Origin of the sequence: Pseudomonas viridiflava, from assembly GCF_900184295.1 — a bacterium.
Classification (GTDB): Bacteria; Pseudomonadota; Gammaproteobacteria; order Pseudomonadales; family Pseudomonadaceae; genus Aquipseudomonas; species Aquipseudomonas viridiflava.
The window spans coordinates 1-22,933 of the sequence record NZ_LT855380.1 but is presented as its reverse complement, the minus strand read 5'-3'; the positions used below and the strand labels follow the sequence as shown (position 1 = coordinate 22,933).

Below are 22,933 nucleotides of genomic sequence, written 5' to 3'. Positions count from 1 at the left end.
TGCCCGGCTCAGCCTGCGCGAACGACCTGCGCTGTCGCAATATCGCGAATCACGCTGGGGTTTCGGCGGCCGCCCAGGCTGCCGCCGAGCACCAGATCGATCTGGCCACGGAAATACTGCTCAACGCGCAGCCGCGACTTGGCAGCAGGCCGACCCGCAGGGTTGGCGGACGTAGAGATCAACGGACCGACCAGCGCACACAGCTCACGCACCGTAGGGTGATCCGTCACGCGCAAGGCGACAGTTTCATGAATACCAGTGATCCACTCCGGCAACAGATTCTGATGGGGAACCAGCCAGGTGTTCGGCCCGGGCCAGGTGCTGGCCATGCGGTCCAGCCACAGTTCGGGAAAGTCTTCGAACAGAAAGTCGAACTGGCGAATGTTGTCGGCGATCAGAATCAGGCCTTTTTCCACAGGCCGTGACTTGATTGCCAGCAGGCGATAGACCGCCTCTTCGTCCCACGGGTCGCACCCCAGCCCCCAGACTGCCTCGGTCGGGTAGGCGATGACCGCTCCGGCTCGAATATCACGAGCGGCTTGTTGCACACGCCAACTGCTGACCATTGTCATCTCTCCACGAAATCCTGGCGGCAGTTTAACCTCAGGGCGCTCTGGCGAACCATCGTCCGGCTTCACTGCTGATCCGTCCGTCGAGTTCAAGCTCGGTCAGTGCCGCCAGCACCTTGGGCAGCGGCCAACCGATCGAGACCGACAAGCCTTCGCTGGTGTGAGGAGCCGCATGCAGCAAATCGAGCAGGGGATGATCGCAAACGGGGAGCGAGGCAGACTCAGCGGTGTCGGGTGCGGTCACATGCCAGTGCTGCAAGCCTTCCAGAATGTGATCGACCGTTTCGACCAGTGTCGCGCCATCCCGAATCAACTGGTGACAGCCTTTGGCACCCGGGTGATGGATCGAGCCCGGAATCGCATAAACCTCGCGCCCATGTTCCGCCGCAAGACGTGCCGTGATCAGCGAGCCGCTGGCGACACTGGCTTCGACCACCAGCACACCAAGAGACAAACCGCTGATGATCCGGTTGCGCCGCGGGAAGTTGCTGGGCTGCGGTCCCGCGTCCAACGGAAACTCGGAAATCACCGCCCCGCCCTGCGCGGCCATCTGCGCGGCGAGTGTCCGATGCTGCTGTGGATAAAGTTTTTCGAGTCCCGTGCCCAGGACGCCGATTGTAAGGCCTCCGACATCCAGCGCGCCCTGATGCGCGGCACCGTCGATGCCACGTGCCAGACCGCTGGTGATCACAAAACCGGCGCCGGCCAGACTTCGGGCAAACGCGGCGGCGGTGTCCAGCCCAGGTCTGGACGCACGCCGACTGCCGACCATTCCCAGCTGCGGGCGATCAAGGATCGAAGGGTCTCCAACAATGAACAGCAGAGGCGGCGGATCAGCGATCTGCGCCAGCAGGGCGGGGTAGCCAGGGTCGTCCCACATCAGTAAATGCTGGCCGGGACGCTCCAGCCAGGCCAAAGCAGCGCTTGCACCATCGCGTACCGACGGGTCGCGGCGAGCCTCCGCGCTGGCGGTAGGAAGACCCAGTGCCCGCCATGCGCTGGCCGGTGCAGCGAGTGCCGCTGAAGCACTGCCGAAGGCATCAATGAGGCGGGAGAAGCGCTTCAGCCCGACCTCTGGCAAGCGATGCAGGCGAAGACGCGCTTCCAGCTCCGAGGGCGACGGAACGGCTTTTTCGAACAGCGGCATGAGATCGTCCTTGATCAATTGTGCGCCTCAAGCAGCGCACAAAACCTGTGGATAACTCTGTTGACAACAATTTGATAAGTGAGCGCCTCTCAGGAAAATTCCGTATCAAAACTGCAACATGGCGCTATGGGTTACGGACCTTGTCCATAATGGCCAAAGATCGGTTCGCGTGCAGGACCAAGGCGTAACTAAGCTTGTCGTAGGTGCGGAACACCATCAGCAGCCCCGACCGCTCGTCCGGGATTTTCACCGACTCGCCGGTTACCCGGTCACGTACCTTTTCGCCGGTCTTGTAGATCGCCAGCACGTTGCCTTCGGTCAGGCCGTCGCGCCGTCCTCTGTTCAACGTAACCACGTCCATGACACCGATCTGGGTCACGCCGCGTGGCACATCCAGAATCAATCCTTCGACCTGCGTTTGCGGCGCGCTGGGCATGAAGGTCGAATTGATCGCGCGCTCTTCGCTGGCAAACAGACGGTCACCCAGCCTCACTTCCTGCGTTGAACGCTGAAGCATCAGGGTGGAGACATCGCCCTCGGTGGCCACGACTTCGCCGCCGCCGATGTCGTCGGCGTTGATGCCCAGCACTTCGTCAGTATCCGGGTCGGTGTAGACCTTGCCCTGACGAAAAATGCCGTAAACGGTATGGGCCGGATCCAGCGTGCCGCGTGCGTAAACCCGGTCGCCACTGCCGCTGAGCACACGCTCGGCGTTACCGGCAACAATGTAAGGGGCCTGCTGGAACTGCTCGGCGTTATCGACGATCCGGTTGCTGATCAAAAAGGCATTGATGGCGCCCAACGGGATGCTGGGGATCGCTTCGACCACGGGCGTGCTGCGCACACGCGGTGACAATTTGATCGTGCCGCGGGATTCGCCCCGGTTCAGAGTCACGCGTGGCTGACCATCGACGTAGGAGAGCGACAGCGTGTCGCCCGGATAGATCAGGTCAGGGTCACGCACCTGCGGGTTGGCGCGCCAGATCTCGCGCCATTTCCACGGTTCACGCAAAAACTTGCCGGAGATATCCCAGAGCGTATCGCCTGCGGCGACGGTATAACTCTGCGGATGGCCTTCCCTGAGCTGCACCTGCGCCTGGACAAGACCGCTGGCGGTCAACAGCAGCAAGGCGAGTAGTGATTTCCTCATGCGGTGAATCCCTTTATCATGTTGCCTCGCGTGAACAATAGAGTCCCATCATGGGCTGCCCGCTTTGACGTCCGAGCCCGCAGCCGACATTGACTTTACCTTAACAGTGCAGCTCTTACGTATATGGCTATTTTAAACATCCTCGAATTTCCCGATTCGCGCCTGCGCACCATCGCCAAACCTGTGGCGATAGTAGACGACGGCATTCGCCAGTTGGTCGACGACATGTTTGAAACCATGTACGAAGCGCCAGGCATCGGGCTGGCAGCGACCCAGGTCAACGTCCACAAGCGTGTGGTCGTCATGGACCTGAGCGAAGATCGCAGCGAACCCCGCGTGTTCATCAACCCTGAAATCGAAATGCTGACCGATGAAATGGATCAGTATCAGGAAGGCTGCCTGTCGGTGCCCGGTTTCTACGAGAACGTCGACCGTCCGCAGAAGGTTCGCGTCAAGGCGTTGGGCCGCGATGGCGAGCCTTACGAACTGGTAGCTGAAGGTCTGTTGGCGATCTGCATTCAGCACGAGTGCGATCACCTGAACGGCAAGCTGTTCGTCGACTACCTCTCCAACCTCAAGCGTGACCGGATCAAGAAGAAGCTGGAAAAGCAGCACAAGCTCAACGCCTGATCCGTCATCACCCCGAAAAGGCCTGTCGAAGGCCTTTTTCTTTTTTCAGAACGAGAAAGTCCATGACTGAGCCACTGCGCATCGTCTTCGCCGGCACTCCGGAATTCGCCGCCGAACACCTCAAGGCCCTGCTCGACAGCCCTCATCGGATCGTTGCGGTCTACACCCAGCCTGATCGCCCGGCCGGTCGCGGACAAAAACTGATGCCCAGCCCGGTCAAGCAGCTGGCGCTCGAGCACAACGTGCCCGTCATGCAGCCACCGACGCTGCGAGCCCCCGAAGCTCAGGCAGAACTGGCGGCCCTCAAGCCGGACCTGATGGTGGTGGTCGCCTACGGCCTGATCCTGCCGCAGGTGGTGCTGGATATCCCGCGTCTGGGCTGCATCAACAGCCACGCTTCGCTGCTGCCACGCTGGCGCGGTGCCGCGCCTATCCAGCGCGCCGTTCAGGCGGGTGATGCCGAAAGTGGCGTGACGGTGATGCGCATGGAGGCCGGTCTCGACACAGGCCCCATGCTGCTCAAGGCCGTCACGCCGATTACGGCGCAGGACACGGGCGGCACGCTGCATGATCGTCTGGCTGAGCTTGGCCCGCCTGCGGTGCTGCAAGCCATTGCCGGTCTGGCAGACGGTTCGCTGATCGGCGAGGTTCAGGACGACAGCCTGGCCAACTACGCCCACAAACTGAACAAGGACGAAGCGCGTATCGACTGGACCCGTCCGGCCGATGAGCTGGAGCGTCTGGTGCGTGCATTCAATCCATGGCCGATCTGTCACAGCACGTTGAACAGCGAAGCGCTGAAAGTCCTGGCCGCCGATCTGGCTGAAGGGCAGGGCGCACCGGGCACGATTCTGAGCGCCAGCAAGGACGGTCTGATCGTCGCCTGCGGCGAGAACGCCCTGCGCCTGACCCGTCTGCAACTGCCGGGCGGCAAGCCATTGAGCTTCACGGATCTGTTCAACAGCCGACGCGAGAAATTCGCCGTTGGCACGGCGCTCGGTCAATGAACCCGCGTCTGGCCGCCGCCAAGGCTCTGGCTGCCGTACTCAGCGGCAAGGCATCGCTCAACAGCTCGCTGCCCACGCAACTGGACAAGGTCGAGTTGCGTGATCGCGGCCTGACTCAGGATCTGGCATTCGGCACCGCACGCTGGCAGCCACGCCTGTCGGCGCTCGCGGCCAAACTGCTGCAAAAGCCGTTCAAGGCTGCCGATGCTGATGTCGAAGCCTTGCTGCTGGTCGGCCTGTATCAACTGTTCTACAGCCGCATACCTGCTCACGCCGCCATTGGCGAAACCGTGGGCTGTGCCGACAAGCTGAAAAAGCCTTGGGCGAAGGGTCTGCTCAACGCGGTATTGCGCAACGCCCAGCGCGAAGGCGAGGCGCTGCTGATCGAACTGGAACACGACCCCGTCGTCCGCACCGCTCACCCGCGCTGGCTGCAGAAAGCCTTGAAAGCCGCATGGCCCGAACAGTGGGAAGCGATCTGCGCTGCCAACAACGCGCATCCGCCGATGATCCTGCGCGTCAATCGTCGCCACCACAGCCGCGATCAATACCTTGAGCTGTTGAAGGCAGAAGGTCTTGAAGCCAGCGCCTGCACGTTCAGTCAGGACGGCATCGTGCTGGCCGAGCCTTGTGATGTGCGTTCACTGCCCGGTTTTGCCGAAGGCTGGATCAGCGTTCAGGACGAAGCCGCGCAACTGGCCGCCGACCTGCTGGAACTTGCGCCCGGCCAACGCGTGCTCGACGCCTGCTGCGCACCGGGCGGCAAAACCTGTCACATGCTGGAAGTCCAGCCGCAGTTGAGCGGCGTGGTCGCCGTGGATCTGGAGGCCAAGCGTCTGGTGCGTGTTCGCGAGAATCTCGACCGCCTCGGTCTGGATGCCGAATTGATCGCCGCCGATGCGCGGGAAACCGCGCAGTGGTGGGACGGCAAGCCGTTCCAGCGCATCCTGCTCGACGCGCCCTGTTCGGCAACCGGCGTGATTCGTCGCCATCCGGACATCAAGCTGACGCGTCAGCCAGACGACATCGTCGCCCTCGCGACACTGCAAGGCGAGCTGCTCGACGCCCTGTGGCCTACGCTTGAGGTGGGCGGCATGCTGATCTACGCGACCTGCTCGACATTGCCGACGGAAAATACCGAAGTGGTCGAAGCCTTTCTGGCACGCACCTCAGGGGCAAGGGAGCTGGACATCGCCAGCGAGGCAGGTATCAAGCAGCCGCATGGTCGCCAACTGCTGGCCCAGCAGGGCGGTCATGATGGTTTCTACTACGCCAAACTGATCAAGATCGCCGCAACGCGGGCTTGAAGATGCAACGGGCAACAGTGCCCAGGAATTTCCACGGAGTGAACGGTTGAAAATCATCATCCTGGGTGCAGGTCAGGTCGGCGGCACGCTGGCCGAGCATTTGGCAGGCGAAGCCAACGACATTACCGTGGTCGACACGGACGGTGACCGGTTGCGCAACCTGGGCGACCGGCTGGACATTCGGACCGTGCAGGGCAAAGGCTCGTATCCGGCCGTGTTGCGCCAGGCCGGGGCCGACGACGCCGACATGCTGGTTGCCGTGACCAGCAGTGATGAAGCCAACATGATTGCCTGTCAGGTCGCGTACACGCTGTTTCATACGCCGACCAAGATCGCCCGAGTGCGTGAAGCCGCGTACCTGACGCGCTCTGAACTGTTCGACAACAGCGCCATTCCGGTGGACGTGCTGATCAGCCCGGAGCAGGTGGTCACCAATTACATCAAGCGTCTGATCGAGTACCCCGGCGCGCTGCAAGTGATCGACTTTGCCGGGGGCAAGGCTCAGCTGGTCGCGGTCAAGGCGTACTACGGCGGGCCGCTGGTAGGTCAGCAACTCCGCCAGCTCAAGGCGCACATGCCAAACGTCGAAACCCGCGTCGCCGCCATTTTCCGCCGCGACCGTCCGATCCTGCCGCAGGGCGACACCGTGATCGAAGCCGACGACGAAGTGTTCTTCGTTGCCGCCAAGGCTGACATTCGTGCGGTGATGGGCGAGATGCGCCGTCTGGACGAGAGCTACAAACGCATCGTGATCGCGGGCGGCGGCAACATCGGCGAGCGCCTGGCAGAGGCCATCGAGAGCCGCTATCAGGTCAAGATCATCGAGATGAACCCGGCACGCTGCCGTTACCTCTCGGAGAACCTGGACAACACCGTCGTGCTGCAGGGCAGCTCCTCGGATCGCGATCTGCTGATCGAGGAGAACATCGGCAATACCGACCTGTTTCTGGCCCTGACCAACGACGACGAAGCCAACATCATGTCATCGCTGCTCGCCAAACGGCTGGGCGCACGCAAGGTGATGACCCTGATCAACAACTCGGCGTATGTGGATCTGGTGCAGGGCGGGGAGATTGATGTCGCGGTAAGCCCGCAACTGGCAACGATCGGCACCCTGCTGGCCCACGTGCGACGCGGTGATATCGTCAGCGTCCACTCCCTGCGCCGGGGTGCAGCCGAAGCCATCGAGATCGTGGCCCACGGCGACTCGAAATCCAGCAAGGTCATCGGCCGCGCCATCAAGGACATCAACCTGCCGACCGGCACCATGATTGGCGCAATCATCCGCAACGAAGAGGTGCTCATCGCCCACGACATCACCGTGATCGAATCCGGCGATCAGGTGATCATGTTCCTTGTGGATAAAAAGTACATCCGCGACGTAGAGCGGCTGTTTCAGGTGGGGTTGAGCTTTTTCTGATCTGGCAGATATTTCGCTGCAGATGTCGCCGGGACGCGGAGCGTCCCAAGCTTCATTCCCACGCTGGAGCGTGAGGAACGATCACCTATCCTCCGAACACTGATCGTGCCCATGCTCCGCGTGGGCATGCCGCCCGGGACGCTCCGCGTCCCAGTGGGTCGGATCACGCAAATCTGCGAAGTTGAAGCGCCAGATCAATACCAGCGCTTCTCACCCTCAGGACGCTTCTTGAAGCGCTTCATGGTCCACATGTACTGGCTCGGGTAGGCGCGCACGTACTTCTCGACCACTTTGCTCATGGCCGCTGCCGAGGTTTCGGTATCAGTGCTGTACATGGCTTCAGGGGCAGCTTCCAGGACGACCTTGTAACCGGAGCCGTCCGGCAGGCGCATGGCGTGCAGGAAAACACCAACGGCCTTGCCGCCTGCCAGCATGTTCGGCACGAACTTGCTGGTCAGCGCCACGGTGCCGCAGAAGGGCACGAAGATGCCTGCGGACTCTGCCGGTTCAGGGTCAGCCGGAATACCCACCGATCCGCCCTTACGGACTTCCTTGATGACGCTGAGGATGCCTTCCTTGGTGGACGCCGCCACGCGGTTGCCCAGCTGAACCCGCTGTTTGCGCAGCAGGTCATCGACGGCCTTCAACTTTGGCGGACGGTAGAAAATGATCGGTTTGCACTGGCTGCAGTAGAAGTGATTGAGCACTTCCCAGTTGCCCAGGTGGCTGGTGATGCCGACCACGCCCTTGCCGGATGCCAGCGCGTCCTTGAGCACGTGGAGGCCTTCGACCTCGCGCACCAGATTGATGGATTTCTGAGCAGGCCAGATCCACGCACAGGCGCTTTCGGTCAGCGTCTTGCCGATGTCCATGAGGCTTCTGCCCACCAGCTTTTCAAGCTCGGGCTCGCTCAGTTCGGGAAAACACTTGGACAGGTTGATCCGCGCCACTTCGCGCGAACGGTTGGGAAGCTTCCACATCAGCCAGCCGATGGCGGTGCCGACCCACTGCACGGCACGCCAGGGCAGGAGGGCAAACAGGCGTAACGCCCCGACCATCATGGCGCCTTTGAACTTTTCCACAGATCACTCCCGGATTCTTGAGGCAGGCATTGTACCGTCAGCGGCTCAGGATCGCGTACCGATCACAGTCAACGGTGTGGTCCATGACCATTCCACTGGCCTGCATATAGGCATAACAGATGGTCGGACCGACGAAGGTGAAGCCGGCTTTTTTCAGTGCCTTGCTCATGGCTTCGGCTTCAACGGTGATGGCGGGCACCTCGCTGCGGTCCTTGAAATGGTTGATCTTCGGCTGACCGCCGACAAACGACCAAAGCAGATCAACCGGGTCCTTCAGCGCCAGCCAGGCTATGGCGTTGGTGCGCACGGCCCTGAGCTTGAGGCGATTGCGGATGATGGTCGGATCAAGCATCAATGCATCGATTTCAGTGTCGGTCAGTTGCGCCAGACGCTCGGCATCGAAACCGAACAGCACCTCGCGATATCGGGCCCGGCGTTTGAGAATCGTGATCCAGGAAAGGCCGGCCTGGAACCCTTCGAGCAAAAGCAACTCGAAGAGCTTCTGCGCATCGCGCAGCGGCACGCCCCACTCCTGATCGTGATAAGCGATGTAAAGGGGGTCTTCGTTGCACCAAAAGCAGCGTGTCATAGGGCTCCCAAGGGTGGACGTGCAGCCGAATCGGGTATACTCCCGCTCTTTGAATCGCAGCCCAGCACAGGTGAAATTTGTGAGCCAGCCTACGCCAGCCGTGCGTACCTTCCAAGACTTGATCCTCGCCCTCCAGCAATACTGGGCAGAACAAGGTTGCGTGGTACTTCAGCCCTACGATATGGAAGTAGGCGCCGGCACCTTCCACACCGCCACGTTTCTGCGCGCCGTAGGCCCGGAAACCTGGAATGCCGCCTACGTTCAACCAAGCCGTCGTCCTACAGACGGCCGTTATGGCGAGAACCCCAACCGCCTGCAGCACTACTACCAGTTTCAGGTGATCCTGAAGCCGAACCCGGACAACTTCCAGGAACTGTACCTGGGCTCGCTCAAGCACATCGGCCTCGACCCGCTGGTGCACGACGTACGTTTCGTCGAAGACAACTGGGAATCGCCGACGCTGGGTGCCTGGGGTCTGGGCTGGGAAATCTGGCTCAACGGCATGGAAGTGTCGCAGTTCACTTACTTCCAGCAGGTCGGCGGTCTGGAATGCTATCCGGTGACCGGTGAGATCACCTATGGTCTGGAACGTCTGGCCATGTATCAGCAGGGCGTGGACTCGGTCTACGATCTGGTCTGGGCTGACGGTCCGTTCGGTAAAGTCACCTACGGCGATGTGTTCCATCAGAACGAGGTTGAGCAATCGACCTACAACTTCGAACACGCCAACGTCGACAAGCTGTTCGAGCTGTTCGATTTCTACGAAAGCGAAGCGGCCCGCCTGATCGAACTCGAGCTGCCATTGCCGGGTTACGAGATGGTCCTCAAGGCCTCGCACACCTTCAACCTGCTGGATGCCCGTCGCGCCATTTCCGTGACTGCGCGTCAGCAGTACATCCTGCGCGTGCGCACACTGGCTCGCTCGGTGGCTCAGGCTTATCTGCAAGCCCGGGCAAAACTCGGCTTCCCGATGGCGCCGCCCGATCTGCGCGACGAAGTGTTGGCTAAGCTGGAGGCTGCACAATGAGTGCTCAAGATTTTCTCGTAGAACTGGGCACCGAAGAGCTGCCGCCCAAGACCCTGAGTTCGCTGGCCGACGCGTTTCTGGCCGGCATCGAAAAGGGCCTGCAGAGCGCTGGCCTGACTTACAGCGCCAAACAGGTCTACGCCGCACCGCGTCGTCTGGCTGTGCTGATCACCGAGCTGTCCACACAGCAACCGGATCGTGCAGTCAATCTGGACGGCCCGCCACGTCAGGCGGCGTTCGATGCTGATGGCAACCCTACACAGGCTGCCCTGGGCTTCGCCAAGAAGTGCGGCGTTGACCTGAGCGAAATCGATCAGAGCGGCCCGAAGCTGCGTTACAGCCAGAACATCGTCGGCAAGCCGACCGTGTCGCTGCTGCCAACCATCGTCGAAGACTCGCTGAATGACCTGCCGATTGCCAAGCGCATGCGCTGGGGTGCTCGCAAGGAAGAGTTCGTGCGTCCGACCCAGTGGCTGGTGATGCTGTTCGGCGATCAGGTCGTCGATTGCACAATCCTGGCTCAAACCTCGGGTCGTCATTCGCGTGGCCACCGCTTCCATCATCCGGAAGACGTGCGCATCTCCTCGCCTGCCGGCTACCTTAGCGACCTGCGTGCAGCCAATGTACTGGCTGACTTCAACGAGCGTCGTCAGATCATCAGCAAACGCGTCGAAGAGCTGGCCACCCAACAGGAAGGCACAGCCATCGTGCCGCCAGGCCTGCTGGACGAAGTGACCGGTCTGGTCGAATGGCCCGTGCCGCTGGTGTGCTCGTTCGAGGAACGTTTCCTTGAAGTGCCTCAGGAAGCGCTGATCACCACCATGCAGGACAACCAGAAGTACTTCTGCCTGCTGGATGCCGACGGCAAGCTGCTGCCGCGCTTCATCACGGTCGCGAACATCGAGAGCAAGGACCCTGCACAGATCATCGCCGGTAACGAGAAGGTGGTTCGCCCACGCCTGACCGACGCCGAGTTCTTCTTCAAGCAGGACAAGAAGCAGAAGCTGGAGACGTTCAACGAGCGTCTGAAGAACGTCGTGTTCCAGGCTCAGTTGGGCAGTGTCTATGACAAGGCCGAGCGCGTTTCCAAGCTGGCCGCCTACATCGCACCACGCATCGGCGGCGACGCTCAGCGTGCAGCGCGTGCGGGTCTGCTGTCCAAGTGCGACCTGTCGACCGAAATGGTCGGCGAGTTCCCCGAGATGCAGGGCGTGGCGGGTTACTACTACGCCAAGGCCGACGGTGAAGCCGAAGACGTGGCTCTGGCGCTGAACGAGCAGTACATGCCGCGTGGCGCAGGTGCCGAGCTGCCGACCACCCTGACCGGTGCCGCCGTTGCCATCGCTGACAAGCTCGACACGCTGGTGGGTATCTTCGGTATCGGTATGCTGCCCACCGGCAGCAAGGACCCCTATGCACTGCGTCGCGCAGCGCTGGGTATCCTGCGCATCCTGATCGAGAAGAAGCTGGACCTGGACCTGATCGAGACCGTGAAATTCGCAGTCACTCAGTTCGGTGCCAAGGTGAAGTCGGCCGGTCTGCCGGAGCAGGTGCTGGAGTTCATCTTCGACCGTCTGCGTGCGCGTTACGAAGACGAAGGCGTCGAAGTGGCCGTGTACCTGTCGGTGCGTGCGCTGCAGCCAGGTTCTGCGCTGGACTTCGATCAGCGTGTGCAGGCGGTTCAAGCCTTCCGCAAACTGCCACAGGCGGCCGCACTGGCAGCGGTGAACAAGCGCGTATCGAACCTGCTGAGCAAGGCTGAGGGCAACATTGCCCAGACCGTCGAGCCGAAGTACTTCGACAACGCCAACGAGTTCTCGCTGTACTCGGCGATCCAGCAGGCCGACCACGCTGTGCAGCCAATGGCCGCCGAGCGTCAGTACAGCGAATCGCTGGCGCGTCTGGCCAGTCTGCGTGAGCCGGTCGATGCGTTCTTCGAAGCGGTGATGGTCAACGCTGAAGACGCCAACGTACGTGCCAACCGCTATGCGTTGCTGGCCCGCCTGCGGGGCCTGTTCCTCGGCGTTGCCGATATCTCGCTGCTGGGCTGACAAGGAGTCCATGGTGAAACTGCTAATACTGGATCGGGACGGGGTGATCAACCAGGACTCCGACGCTTATATAAAGTCGGTGGAGGAGTGGATTCCAATTCCCGGCTCGATCCAGGCGATCGCAGCGCTGAGCAAAGCCGGCTGGACAGTGGCGATTGCCACCAACCAGTCCGGCATTGCCAGAGGTTATTACGACCTGGCCACTCTGGACGCCATGCACGCGCGATTGCGCGAGCTGGTGGCAGAGCAGGGTGGCGAGGTTGGTTTGATCGTCTATTGCCCGCACGGGCCAGACGAAGGCTGCGACTGCCGAAAGCCACGGCCCGGCATGTTGCAGACCATCGCCCGACATTACGCAGCCGACCTGAAGGGTCTATGGTTTGTGGGCGACAGCAAAGGTGACCTGCAGGCGGCTTTGGCCGTCGATTCTCAGCCTGTTCTGGTGAAGACCGGCAAAGGTCAGAAGACCCTGGCCGGTGGAGTGCTGACCGGCACTCTTGTTTTTGACGATCTGGCGGCGGTTGCCGCAGAACTTATCCACACCAGCGTTGCGCAGAACAACCACTGAGTTCGGTCCGCAGCGCTCAAGGAGCGGGCACCTGCCCGTACGGTAAACGTAACTATGTCGATCATGCAGGCAATCAGGACTTTCTTCTTCTACCTGTTGCTGGGCACCAGCTCGCTGCTGTGGTGCACCTTGAGCTTTTTCATCGCACCGTTCCTGCCGTTCAAGGCTCGTTATCGATTCATCAACGTCTACTGGTGCCGCTGCGCTATCTGGCTGACCCGTGTGTTCCTCAACATCAAGGTTGAAGTCACTGGCGCCGAGAACGTCCCGAAAACCCCGTGCGTGATCATCTCCAACCATCAGAGCACATGGGAAACCTTCTTTCTGTCGGCGTACTTCGAGCCACTGAGCCAGGTGCTCAAGCGCGAACTGCTCTATGTGCCGTTCTTTGGCTGGGCCATGGCCATGCTTCGTCCTATTGCGATTGACCGTGATAACCCCAAGGCTGCGCTCAAGGCAATCGCCAAGAAGGGCGACGAACTCCTCAAGGACGGAGTCTGGGTCCTGATCTTCCCGGAAGGCACCCGCGTGCCGTATGGCCAGGTCGGCAAGTTCTCCCGTGGCGGCACGGCGCTGGCAGTCAATGCCGATCTGCCTGTACTGCCGGTAGCTCATAACGCAGGCAAATACTGGCCGAGAGACGGTTGGGCGAAAAAGCCTGGAACGATACAGGTTGTGATCGGCGAACCCATGTACGCTGAAGGCACAGGCCCCCGCGCCATCGCCGCACTGAATGAGCGCGTTCAGACGTGGAATGAAGAGACTCAGCGTGCACTGGGTTCGCCGGCTGCACCGGTATCGAGCGGCGAAAAAGTCCCGGCCTGATTTTGTGGATAACCTGTGTACGCTTTTTCGAGAAACGGCAAAAAACGCACGTAACGTATTGATCGGGCTATTTATTTCTTTAAGCCATTAACAACCCCAAAACGTGCATAAGTTTTGGTGATATAAAAAAACCGACCTGTTTCAGGTCGGTTTTTTATTGCCTTTCAAATGACGATTTTCATAAAAGCCAAGCGTCCCTGGTTTCTGCAAACAGTTGCCGACTTTCGCCTCGAATGACGCCTGTGTACTATCCCACACAGGCCGATGCTGCCCGCCGCTCGCTCCGCAAGGAAAGGTGAAAGCATTGCGACTCCCAACTCCACTGCATCGTTATCGACCGGTCGAGGCTTGGCAACGCGGGCACCAGCATGCTTCGACTCAGGGAGAAATGATGTCATCCATCGAGAACGCCAAACAGCTGGCCAAGGCGCTACGTACCGCGCTGGCAGCGCACGATCAACACGTGTCCCACTCTGAAGCACTGGAACTGGTTTCCCGGCAACTGGGCTACAAAGACTGGAACACAGCCTCGGCCCTGCTGCCACGTGAAACGCCTCAGCCCACAGCCATTACCTTCAAAAGCCCCATACCGATATTGCGGATGTTCGACGAAGCCAAGGCCCGTGAGTTTTACCTGGACTTTCTAGGCTTCAGCGTCGAGTTCGAGCATCGCTTCGAAGCTGATCTGCCGTTGTACCTGGGCATCATCAGGGACGGTTTGCGGCTTCACCTCTCCGAGCACCACGGCGATAGCAGCCCTGGCTCGACAGTGTTTGTCCCCATGCAGAATATCGAAATGCTGCGCGATGAGTTACAGGCCAAACGTTACGGGTATGGACGTCCCGATATCGTGGAGCAGGGGTGGGGGAGAGTGCTTGAGGTTTATGATCCGTTCGGGAATCGGATTCGGTTTTGTGAGAGTTGAAGTGGCGCTTGCCTGATCCTGTAACCCCGTAACCCGTCCAGAACGCGTACAAACAAAAACCCCGGCTTTCGCCGGGGTTGATGGTGAAGCATGCGTTCTGGATGTCGAGGGGGGCATATTAAGTGCCGTGGCTATTCTAGGTGGAAGCAGGGTTCCACGTGGAACATGTGCGCCATAAATGTTGGAGATGATCCGCAACTAGTGTCGCACTGAAGGTTTTGAGCTTATTAAAAGCCCAGAGGGTCTTTGGAGCGAGATGACAGTTCGGCACGATGTTCGCTAATAATTTCGATCAAATTCCCCGAGCTTGATGCAGACATTACTGCGTAATCGCAGCGAAGATCACTCCTAGAAATGTTGTTCTAGTATGACGGTAGATCACATAGGCATCAGGGGAGGTGCTTATGCATCGCATCGCATCGCAGGACGGATTTTATACTCAACCCCAGCTCTGTGGGCCGAAATTTGAGTCACGGTGGATGACGACAGCATTTGTGCCGTAGGTGATTTCGAGCGCATGACCCTTCAATGCTGCCCGCAGATCGTCCTGAAATGCATCCTTGATACGCTCACGGGAAGCAACCTCGTAAAGCTGGGCCCAGGGTAATGTCCACACATTCAACGTTTTCTTTTTCATAAAACCGTCAATATCGGTGGCAATAACATGAGCACTTTTAGCCATTTCCAAGCGTTCCTTTGCGATTGATTTTTTTCGTATCGATTTCTAGGTGATCGTACTGGCATTATCAGGAGACCTCAATATGCCATCAAAACTATAAAGGTGATCGAGTTCTACAAGCGCTGGTCGCTTCCTGACATTGAATAGCCTAAAGTCTGATGGACCGGACAAAAGCCTCATTACAAACACAGGAAGGAATCATGTGTAATGCATGGAATCATCCAAAAAACTGCAGTTGCGGATGGGGTGGTGATGGACACACAGGGCGATCCCCTAATGCTATTGGCGCGGCTGTGATCCAGAATAGCTGGTTGATTTCGCTTACAAATACCTACCACAGCTACGTCGATCCCAACGCCAGCTGCCCGGTGTGTGGGGGTGCAGTATTCTTCTATCAATCGGCCACGGGTGGCCGAGTTTTCTTCGACGAATTGGGCCCACCCTGGCCAAAACATCCCTGCACCGACACTACCAGTCGACCTAGGAAAGCTCCTCCCGTTTCGAGGGAGAAAAGTCAGTTGGACGGGTATGCTTGGCAGCGTGCCGGCTGGCAACCGTTCGTTATCGAATCGGTTGTAGGCATCGACAAAGACTATCTCAAGCTAATCGGTGTGAAGCAGGGACAGGGACTGCGCCTATCCCTCTACTTGCGTCGAGTCGTAACCCACCATCAACACCAGCAGGTGCTATCCGAGCATAACTTGGCGCATATTAGGGCCCTAAGCGGTAGCCACTTTCAGCTGTCGATCCTGCTCCCACAGGGCTCATCGACCACTCTCGACGCGCACAGTCTGCTTGCGCAAGCTAGAGATGCGCAAAGTACACCGGCTGATTCGACGAAACCCAACCGTTCAGGTGGCCAAACCGCCCCGTCAATTAAGTCACCCAATCCGCGCCGGGACAAAGCTCAGCGTGAGCCGAAAAAACCATCTGGGCGTGTGGCAGCGACCACGATCATGGCCCTCGCCTTTCGCAAAGCTCAGGACATCCAAACTGACCCCTGATCGATCTGCTGCTTAAACTGCGCATAAATCTGTTGATATGTTAAACGATCAACGGCCCCGCATTCGTAGCCAATGGGTAATAGGTAATCTGAGAACCAGGCGTATTCCTGGCAACAAAACTAATAAAGCCTCAATGAATTCGACGTTCAGCAGGATAAAATCAGCTGGAATCGTTGAGGAAGTACAAGAGCAAACATCGCCTTACTGATGTCTTTTGTGTCTGACTGGCAAGCTGATCAGTAGCTCAGACGATCATCTAGAACGAGAAAGCCCCTGCTGAATTACATCAGCAGGGGCTTTCTATTTCAGGTTATCGCACAAATGACTCTGTCCGCACCCTTTAACTCCGGCCGAAAGGGCAAATAACTTTGCCCCCGCCTACAGCTGGCTGGCTCAGCATGCAGTTTGTCTTAATGAATCCGCAAGCGTATCTCAATAGACCGCCCATCAACGGTGGTTTAGGGGGCTGATGGGCGATGCTGTTTTGATTGCCATAAATTGCCTCGTCTCAGATACCCCTAAATCTCCCAGGTTTTTTGCCTTTATCAACACGAGATTTTCCGAACAACCCTTGTAGCTTCGCTACAAAATGGACTCGACGGATACCGCCCAGCCATCCCTATAGCTCTCAGCCAGAAAGAAAAACCCCGGCGCTAAGCCGGGGTAGTGACGTTTTTTGTCATGACAATAATCTGCCACTTGCGACACTTAAAGCGCCCATCGATGACTGGATCAGAAATCCAGGTTCGAAACCGCCAACGCATTGCTCTCGATGAAGTCACGGCGTGGCTCGACCGCATCACCCATCAGGGTGTTGAAGATCTGATCAGCGCCAATGGCGTCTTCGATGGTGACCTTGAGCATGCGGCGCACGCTTGGGTCCATGGTGGTTTCCCACAGCTGATCCGGGTTCATCTCGCCCAGACCTTTGTATCGCTGGATGGTGTGGCGCTTCGTGCTTTCGGCCATGAGCCAGGCGAGGGCGTCCTTGAACTCCGTAACCTGCTTCTTGCGCTCGCCACGTTGCACGTAGGCGCCTTCTTCCAGCAAGGAGCTGATCTGCAGGCCCAGGGCAGTGACGGTCTTGTAGTCGTTGCTGCCGAAGAAGTCGCGGTTGAAGGTGACGTAGTTCGACAGACCATGGGAGATCAGTTCGACCTCTGGCAGCCAGACGTTACGTTCACGGTCTTCGCGCAGGCTGGCCTTGTAGACCAGACCCGACTTCTCACCGGTGCGCAGGCGCGCATCGAATAGGTCTAGCCAGGACTGCATGGCAGCGTGGTCGGAAAGCTGTTCCAGCGTGACAGGAGGCAGATAGACGAAGTGCTCGGTCAGTTCCTGAGGGTACAGGCGCGACAGACGCTTGAGCGTCTTCATAACCATGCGGAAGTCATTCACCAGACGCTGCAGCGCCTCACCGGAGATACCCGGAGCAGACTCGCTGAGGTGCAGGCTCGCGTCTTCCAGAGCCGACTGGGTCATGTACTCTTCCATGGCCTCGTCGTCTTTGATGTACTGCTCCTGCTTGCCTTTCTTAACCTTGTAGAGCGGCGGCTGGGCGATGTAGATGTAGCCACGCTCGATCAGCTCAGGCAACTGACGGAAGAAGAAGGTCAGCAGCAGGGTACGGATGTGAGAACCGTCGACGTCAGCATCGGTCATGATGATGATGTTGTGATAACGCAACTTGTCGATGTTGTACTCTTCGCGGCCGATGCCACAGCCCAGCGCAGTGATCAAGGTGCCCACTTCCTGCGAAGAGATCATCTTGTCGAAACGCGCTTTTTCAACGTTCAGGATCTTGCCCTTGAGCGGCAGGATGGCCTGGGTTTTACGGTTACGCCCCTGCTTGGCTGATCCGCCAGCAGAGTCCCCTTCCACCAGGTACAGTTCGGAGAGGGCAGGGTCTTTTTCCTGGCAGTCAGCAAGCTTGCCTGGCAGACCGGCGATGTCCAATGCACCTTTACGGCGGGTCATCTCACGGGCCTTGCGAGCAGCTTCACGCGCGCGCGCAGCGTCGATCATCTTGCCGACGACAGCCTTGGCTTCGTTCGGGTTTTCCAACAGGAAGTCGGAGAAGTACTTGCCCATTTCCTGCTCGACAGCAGTTTTGACTTCGGACGAAACCAGCTTGTCCTTGGTCTGCGAGCTGAACTTGGGATCAGGCACTTTCACCGAGATGATCGCTGTCAGACCTTCACGCGCATCATCACCGGTGGTGGCGACCTTGTGCTTCTTGGCCAGGCCTTCCTGCTCGATGTAGTTGTTCAGGTTACGGGTCAGCGCAGAGCGGAAGCCCACGAGGTGAGTACCACCGTCGCGCTGCGGAATGTTGTTGGTGAAGCACAACAGGTTTTCGTTGAAGCTGTCGTTCCACTGCAACGCGATCTCGACACCCACACCGTCATCACGCTGGACGTTGAAGTGGAACACTTCGTTGACCGGCGTCTTATTGGTGTTCAGGTATTCAACGAACGCACGCAAACCGCCTTCGTACTTGAACAGCTCTTCCTTGCCGCTGCGCTCGTCTTTCAGCATGATGCCGACGCCAGAGTTCAGGAAGGACAGTTCACGAATCCGCTTGGCCAAGATGTCCCAGCTAAAGTGGATGTTCTTGAACGTGTCTGCAGAAGGCTTGAAGTGGATCTGAGTACCCGTGGTATCGCTCTCGCCTACGATCTTCATCGGTTCCTGTGGAACACCATGGACATAGGTTTGCTCCCAGATCTTCCCACTGCGACGCACAGTCAGTAGCAGAATTTCCGAGAGGGCGTTTACTACAGAGACACCCACGCCGTGCAGGCCGCCGGACACCTTGTACGAGTTGTCGTCGAACTTACCGCCAGCGTGGAGCACGGTCATGATGACCTCGGCTGCCGACACGCCTTCTTCTTTGTGCACGTCTACCGGAATACCGCGACCGTTGTCGCGGACGGTGATCGATTCATCAGGATGGATGATGATACTGATGTCGTCGCAATGGCCTGCCAATGCTTCGTCGATCGAGTTATCAACCACCTCGAATACCATGTGATGCAGACCGCTACCGTCGTCTGTATCGCCGATATACATTCCGGGACGCTTGCGTACGGCATCAAGTCCTTTCAGCACTTTAATGCTGGACGAGTCGTACGTTTGATTTTCGCTCATGCAATCACTCCCGATGGTCGTGGGTCTGGGTGATACGGCCTTGTTCCACGTGGAACAAAGCGACTGGCGTTTCCGTCTGCCAGCCTTCCCTCAAAAATTCTTGGTCTACACAGGTGATAAATACCTGGCAGCGTAATTCTTCCAGCAAACGGCAAAGCGCCCGGCGATGGTTGTCATCCAGTTCGGAAGGCAAGTCATCGACGAGATAGATACACTGGCCGCGCCGGACCTGACTAACCAGATGTCCTTGCGCGATGCGTAATGCACAAACCACAAGCTTCTGCTGACCCCGGGACAAAATATCCGCGGCGTTGTGTGCGCCCAACCTAAGACGCAAGTCAGCGCGTTGTGGTCCGGCCTGTGTATGGCCCATCTGCTGATCGCGATTCAGGGAAGAAGCGAGCACTGTGCTCAGCTCTTTTTCCTTGTCCCATCCTCGGTAGTAGCTCAGGGTCAATCCTTCAAGCTCAACAAGTTCGCTCAAAGTTTGTTCAAAGACTGGCTTCAATGCCTTGATGTATGCCCGACGAAACTCGTCGATCTCATCACTCGCCAAGCACAGTTCACGGTCCCATGCCGCCTGCGAAGCGGCGTCAAGTGTACCATGCCGGAGCCATGAGTTTCGCTGCCTCAAGGCCTTCTGGAGCCTCTGCCAAGTGGCCATGAAACGAGGTTCCACGTGGAACACTCCCCAGTCCAGAAACTGTCTGCGAATCTTCGGTGCGCCTTCAAGCAATCTGAAACTGTCCGGATTGATGAGCTGCAACGGCAGAATTTCAGCAAGCTGTGCAGCACTGCGCGCATTCTGCCCATCGATGCGGATCTGGAATTCACCTTGTCTGTCACGCGCTACACCCAGACTGCTATGACCGCCTTGGGCAAGCTCGACTTGACCGAAGACCGTGCAAGACGGTTGCTCGTACTGGATGACTGGAAGCAGACGGCTGCTGCGGAACGAACGAGCGATGCCCAGCAGATGGATAGCTTCCAGTACGCTGGTTTTGCCGCTGCCGTTGGCGCCGTAAAGGATATTGATACGCGGAGAGGGGGAGAGGGTCACCGGGTGCAGATTGCGCACCCCGGTGACCGAGATGCGGCTGAGAGACATCTAGGTTGCGCTGTACATGGTTACAGACGCATCGGCATGACAACATATGCCGAGTCATCATTGTCTGACTCTTGCACCAGCGCACTGCTGTTGGAGTCAGACAGAATCAGACGCACTTGCTCGGTGGTCATTACGCCCAGAACGTCGAGCAGGTAGCTGACGTTGAAACCGATTTCCAGCGAGTCACCGTTGTACTCGACGCCGATTTCTTCTTCCGCTTCTTCCTGCTCAGGGTTGTTTGCCTGGATCTTGAGTTGACCGCTGGCCAGTTGCAGACGAATACCACGGTACTTTTCGTTGGACAGAATTGCGGTACGGCTGAAGGCTTCACGCAGCGCCTGACGATCGCCCAGCACCAACTTGTCACCACCTTTTGGCAGCACGCGTTCGTAGTCAGGGAATTTACCGTCGACCAGTTTCGAGGTGAAGGTGAACTCGCCTGTGGTTGCGCGGATGTGATGCTGACCCAGTACGATGCTGACCATGCCGTCCTGCTCGGTAAGCAGACGAGCCATTTCCAGAATACCTTTGCGCGGCACGATAACCTGATGGCGGTCAGCATGTTCGATGTCGGCAGTCATCGAACACATTGCCAGACGGTGGCCATCGGTCGCGACAGCACGCAGTACGCCTGCGCTGACTTCAAGCAACATGCCATTGAGGTAATAACGCACGTCCTGCTGAGCCATGGCGAAGCTGGTGCGCTCGATCAAACGGCGCAGCTTGCTCTGACCCAACTGGAACGTCAGCGAACCCGGACCTTCTTCCACGGTAGGGAAGTCGTTGGCAGGCAGCGTGGACAAGGTGAAACGGCTACGGCCAGCCTTGACCACCAGCTTGGCGTCGTCGACCTTGATATCGATCAACGCGTCATTGGGCAGGCTTTTGCAGATGTCCATCAGCTTACGCGCAGGGACAGTAATTTCCCCAGGCTCGGCCGGCTCTTCCAGCTGCACGCGTCCAACCAGTTCGACTTCAAGATCGGTACCGGTCAGCGACAGCTGCTGGCCTTCGACGACCATCAATACGTTGGATAGCACCGGCAAGGTCTGACGGCGTTCAACCACGCCGGCCACCAATTGCAGGGGTTTCAACAGGGCTTCGCGTTGAATGGTGAAATGCATGGTCTAGTCCCTTGCCTTAATAAGCTGCACTGGCGTCATCACGTAGTCAGAGTGCGCAGCAGGTTCTTGTAGTCCTCGCGGATATCCGCGTCGGATTCCTTGAGCTCGTTGATCTTTCGGCACGCGTGCAGAACGGTTGTATGGTCGCGGCCGCCAAACACATCACCGATTTCCGGCAGACTGTGGTTGGTCAGCTCTTTGGACAACGCCATCGCAACCTGTCTTGGACGGGCTACAGAGCGGGAACGACGCTTGGACAACAGGTCGGAGATCTTGATCTTGTAGTACTCGGCAACGGTGCGCTGAATGTTATCCACACTCACCAGCTTGTCTTGCAGAGCCAACAGGTCTTTCAGCGACTCACGAATCAGTTCGATCGTGATGTCACGTCCCATGAAGTGCGAGTGCGCGATGACTCGCTTGAGCGCACCCTCGAGTTCACGGACGTTGGAGCGAATGCGTTGCGCGATGAAAAATGCAGCGTCATGGGGCAGATCGACCTTCGCCTGGTCTGCCTTCTTCATGAGAATCGCCACACGGGTTTCCAGTTCGGGTGGCTCGACCGCTACGGTCAGACCCCAGCCGAAACGCGATTTGAGACGCTCTTCGAGACCTTCGATCTCTTTCGGATAACGGTCGCTGGTGAGGATGACCTGCTGTCCGCCTTCAAGGAGCGCGTTGAACGTGTGGAAAAACTCTTCCTGCGAACGTTCCTTGCGGGCGAAGAATTGAATGTCATCGATCAGCAGCGCATCGACCGAGCGATAGAAACGCTTGAACTCGTTGATCGCGTTGAGCTGCAGCGCCTTGACCATGTCGGCCACGAAACGCTCCGAATGCAGGTAGACGACCTTGGCGTTCGGGTTTTTCTTGAGCAGATGGTTACCCACAGCATGCATCAAGTGCGTTTTACCCAGACCGACACCGCCATAAAGGAACAGCGGGTTGTAGCCGTGCTTCGGATTATCTGCGACCTGCCAGGCAGCAGCACGCGCCAGCTGGTTGGATTTACCCTCTACAAAATTCTCGAACGTGAACGTACGGTTCAGGTAGCTGGTGTGCTTGAGCGCACCTTCGACCTGCACGGTACGTTGTTCAGCGCGCGCTGGTGCCTGTTGAGAACTCGCACCGGCCATGGGATCGAAACTGTCACGCGATGGCTCGTTGTGAGCTGGCAGTTCCTGAGCAGGAGAGGGCGACGCTGCCTGGGCAACGGGCGCGGCAACCGGGGCGGGAGCCTGAACGCTGCTGGCCGAATTCGCAGACAAGGCTTGCGAAGCAGCTGCGGCGAGCGGTGCGTTAGGTGCGGCACGCGGCGCAGAGCTGCGTTTGCTTCCTATTAATAAGGAAAGCGCAGGCGCCATCCCTTGACCGTGTTCGCCAAGAAGCTCGAGCAATCGGCCCAGGTATTTTTCATTCACCCAATCAAGCACGAAGCGGTTCGGTGCATAGACACGCAACTCGTCGCCTTCGGCTTCGACCTGTAGCGGACGGATCCAAGTGTTGAATTGCTGGGCAGGCAGCTCATCGCGCAAAAGCTCCACGCACTGCTGCCAAAGTTCCACTGACAC

At 58.5% G+C, this 22,933-nt stretch carries 19 protein-coding genes; 9 read left to right on the top strand and 10 right to left on the bottom strand.

Annotated features, from left to right (window positions below):
* Nucleotides 1-8: 8 nt before the first annotated feature.
* The 3 genes from tsaC to CFBP1590_RS00090 form a co-directional block, all read right to left on the bottom strand.
* On the bottom strand, nt 9-566 hold the full coding sequence (gene tsaC, locus CFBP1590_RS00100; RefSeq protein WP_004882479.1) for an L-threonylcarbamoyladenylate synthase type 1 TsaC: 558 nt from the start codon (nt 564-566) through the stop codon (nt 9-11).
* Between the two features lie 37 nt (nt 567-603).
* Nucleotides 604-1,716 (bottom strand): DNA-processing protein DprA, encoded by a 1,113-nt coding sequence (dprA, locus tag CFBP1590_RS00095; protein WP_088236338.1) that lies wholly within the window; start codon nt 1,714-1,716, stop codon nt 604-606.
* Nucleotides 1,717-1,840: 124 nt separating this feature from the next.
* Nucleotides 1,841-2,866 carry a LysM peptidoglycan-binding domain-containing protein gene (locus CFBP1590_RS00090; protein WP_029241187.1) on the bottom strand — a complete coding sequence of 342 codons (1,026 nt, stop codon included), beginning with the start codon at nt 2,864-2,866 and terminating at the stop codon, nt 1,841-1,843.
* Nucleotides 2,867-2,989: 123 nt separating this feature from the next.
* Here CFBP1590_RS00090 and def point away from each other — a divergent pair, with 123 nt between their 5' ends.
* The 4 genes from def to trkA all read left to right on the top strand — a co-directional run bounded on the left by def (nt 2,990) and on the right by trkA (nt 7,230).
* Nucleotides 2,990-3,496 carry a peptide deformylase gene (gene def / locus CFBP1590_RS00085; protein ID WP_004882476.1) on the top strand — a complete coding sequence of 169 codons (507 nt, stop codon included), beginning with the start codon at nt 2,990-2,992 and terminating at the stop codon, nt 3,494-3,496.
* 62 nt (nt 3,497-3,558) lie between these two features.
* A complete protein-coding gene (gene fmt / locus CFBP1590_RS00080) occupies nt 3,559-4,503 on the top strand; it encodes a methionyl-tRNA formyltransferase (RefSeq protein WP_088234250.1) in 945 nt (314 codons plus the stop codon).
* Nucleotides 4,500-5,810, top strand: coding sequence for a 16S rRNA (cytosine(967)-C(5))-methyltransferase RsmB (rsmB, locus tag CFBP1590_RS00075; protein ID WP_088234249.1), 1,311 nt, complete (start codon nt 4,500-4,502; stop codon nt 5,808-5,810). Before fmt ends, rsmB begins: the two co-directional genes overlap by 4 nt.
* Before the next feature lie 46 nt (nt 5,811-5,856).
* Nucleotides 5,857-7,230 (top strand): Trk system potassium transporter TrkA, encoded by a 1,374-nt coding sequence (gene trkA / locus CFBP1590_RS00070; RefSeq protein WP_004882473.1) that lies wholly within the window; start codon nt 5,857-5,859, stop codon nt 7,228-7,230.
* Nucleotides 7,231-7,424: 194 nt separating this feature from the next.
* Here trkA and CFBP1590_RS00065 read toward each other — a convergent pair whose 3' ends face one another.
* A complete protein-coding gene (locus tag CFBP1590_RS00065) occupies nt 7,425-8,312 on the bottom strand; it encodes a lysophospholipid acyltransferase (RefSeq protein ID WP_025996512.1) in 888 nt (295 codons plus the stop codon).
* A gap of 37 nt (nt 8,313-8,349) precedes the next feature.
* Nucleotides 8,350-8,901, bottom strand: a complete 552-nt coding sequence (locus CFBP1590_RS00060) for a DNA-3-methyladenine glycosylase I (protein ID WP_088234248.1) — start codon at nt 8,899-8,901, stop codon at nt 8,350-8,352.
* 79 nt (nt 8,902-8,980) lie between these two features.
* Between CFBP1590_RS00060 and glyQ the strand changes: the two genes are divergently transcribed.
* From glyQ to CFBP1590_RS00035, 5 genes are all read left to right on the top strand, one after another.
* Nucleotides 8,981-9,928, top strand: coding sequence for a glycine--tRNA ligase subunit alpha (gene glyQ, locus CFBP1590_RS00055; protein ID WP_004882469.1), 948 nt, complete (start codon nt 8,981-8,983; stop codon nt 9,926-9,928).
* Nucleotides 9,925-11,979 (top strand): glycine--tRNA ligase subunit beta, encoded by a 2,055-nt coding sequence (gene glyS, locus CFBP1590_RS00050; RefSeq protein WP_025996514.1) that lies wholly within the window; start codon nt 9,925-9,927, stop codon nt 11,977-11,979. The genes glyQ and glyS overlap by 4 nt, the downstream gene beginning before the upstream one ends.
* A 10-nt stretch (nt 11,980-11,989) precedes the next feature.
* Nucleotides 11,990-12,547 (top strand): D-glycero-beta-D-manno-heptose 1,7-bisphosphate 7-phosphatase, encoded by a 558-nt coding sequence (gmhB, locus tag CFBP1590_RS00045; protein WP_162864221.1) that lies wholly within the window; start codon nt 11,990-11,992, stop codon nt 12,545-12,547.
* A gap of 54 nt (nt 12,548-12,601) precedes the next feature.
* Nucleotides 12,602-13,372 (top strand): lysophospholipid acyltransferase family protein, encoded by a 771-nt coding sequence (locus tag CFBP1590_RS00040; RefSeq protein WP_004882466.1) that lies wholly within the window; start codon nt 12,602-12,604, stop codon nt 13,370-13,372.
* Nucleotides 13,373-13,763: 391 nt separating this feature from the next.
* Nucleotides 13,764-14,297, top strand: a complete 534-nt coding sequence (locus CFBP1590_RS00035) for a glyoxalase superfamily protein (RefSeq protein WP_122848167.1) — start codon at nt 13,764-13,766, stop codon at nt 14,295-14,297.
* Between the two features lie 439 nt (nt 14,298-14,736).
* Here the strand turns inward: CFBP1590_RS00035 and CFBP1590_RS00030 are convergent, their stop codons facing one another.
* The 5 genes from CFBP1590_RS00030 to dnaA form a co-directional block, all read right to left on the bottom strand.
* Nucleotides 14,737-14,979, bottom strand: a complete 243-nt coding sequence (locus CFBP1590_RS00030) for a hypothetical protein (RefSeq protein ID WP_029241180.1) — start codon at nt 14,977-14,979, stop codon at nt 14,737-14,739.
* A gap of 1,733 nt (nt 14,980-16,712) precedes the next feature.
* Nucleotides 16,713-19,130: a DNA topoisomerase (ATP-hydrolyzing) subunit B gene (gene gyrB, locus CFBP1590_RS00020; RefSeq protein WP_004882454.1), complete on the bottom strand. Its 2,418-nt coding sequence runs from the start codon at nt 19,128-19,130 to the stop codon at nt 16,713-16,715.
* 4 nt (nt 19,131-19,134) lie between these two features.
* Complete coding sequence (gene recF / locus CFBP1590_RS00015; RefSeq protein WP_004882453.1) at nt 19,135-20,238, bottom strand: DNA replication/repair protein RecF; 1,104 nt, start codon at nt 20,236-20,238, stop codon at nt 19,135-19,137.
* A 20-nt stretch (nt 20,239-20,258) separates the two neighbouring features.
* The gene (gene dnaN, locus CFBP1590_RS00010; RefSeq protein ID WP_004882452.1) at nt 20,259-21,362 is read right to left on the bottom strand and encodes a DNA polymerase III subunit beta; all 1,104 of its coding nucleotides are present in this window, start codon (nt 21,360-21,362) and stop codon (nt 20,259-20,261) included.
* A gap of 38 nt (nt 21,363-21,400) precedes the next feature.
* Nucleotides 21,401-22,933 carry a chromosomal replication initiator protein DnaA gene (gene dnaA / locus CFBP1590_RS00005; protein WP_004882451.1) on the bottom strand — a complete coding sequence of 511 codons (1,533 nt, stop codon included), beginning with the start codon at nt 22,931-22,933 and terminating at the stop codon, nt 21,401-21,403.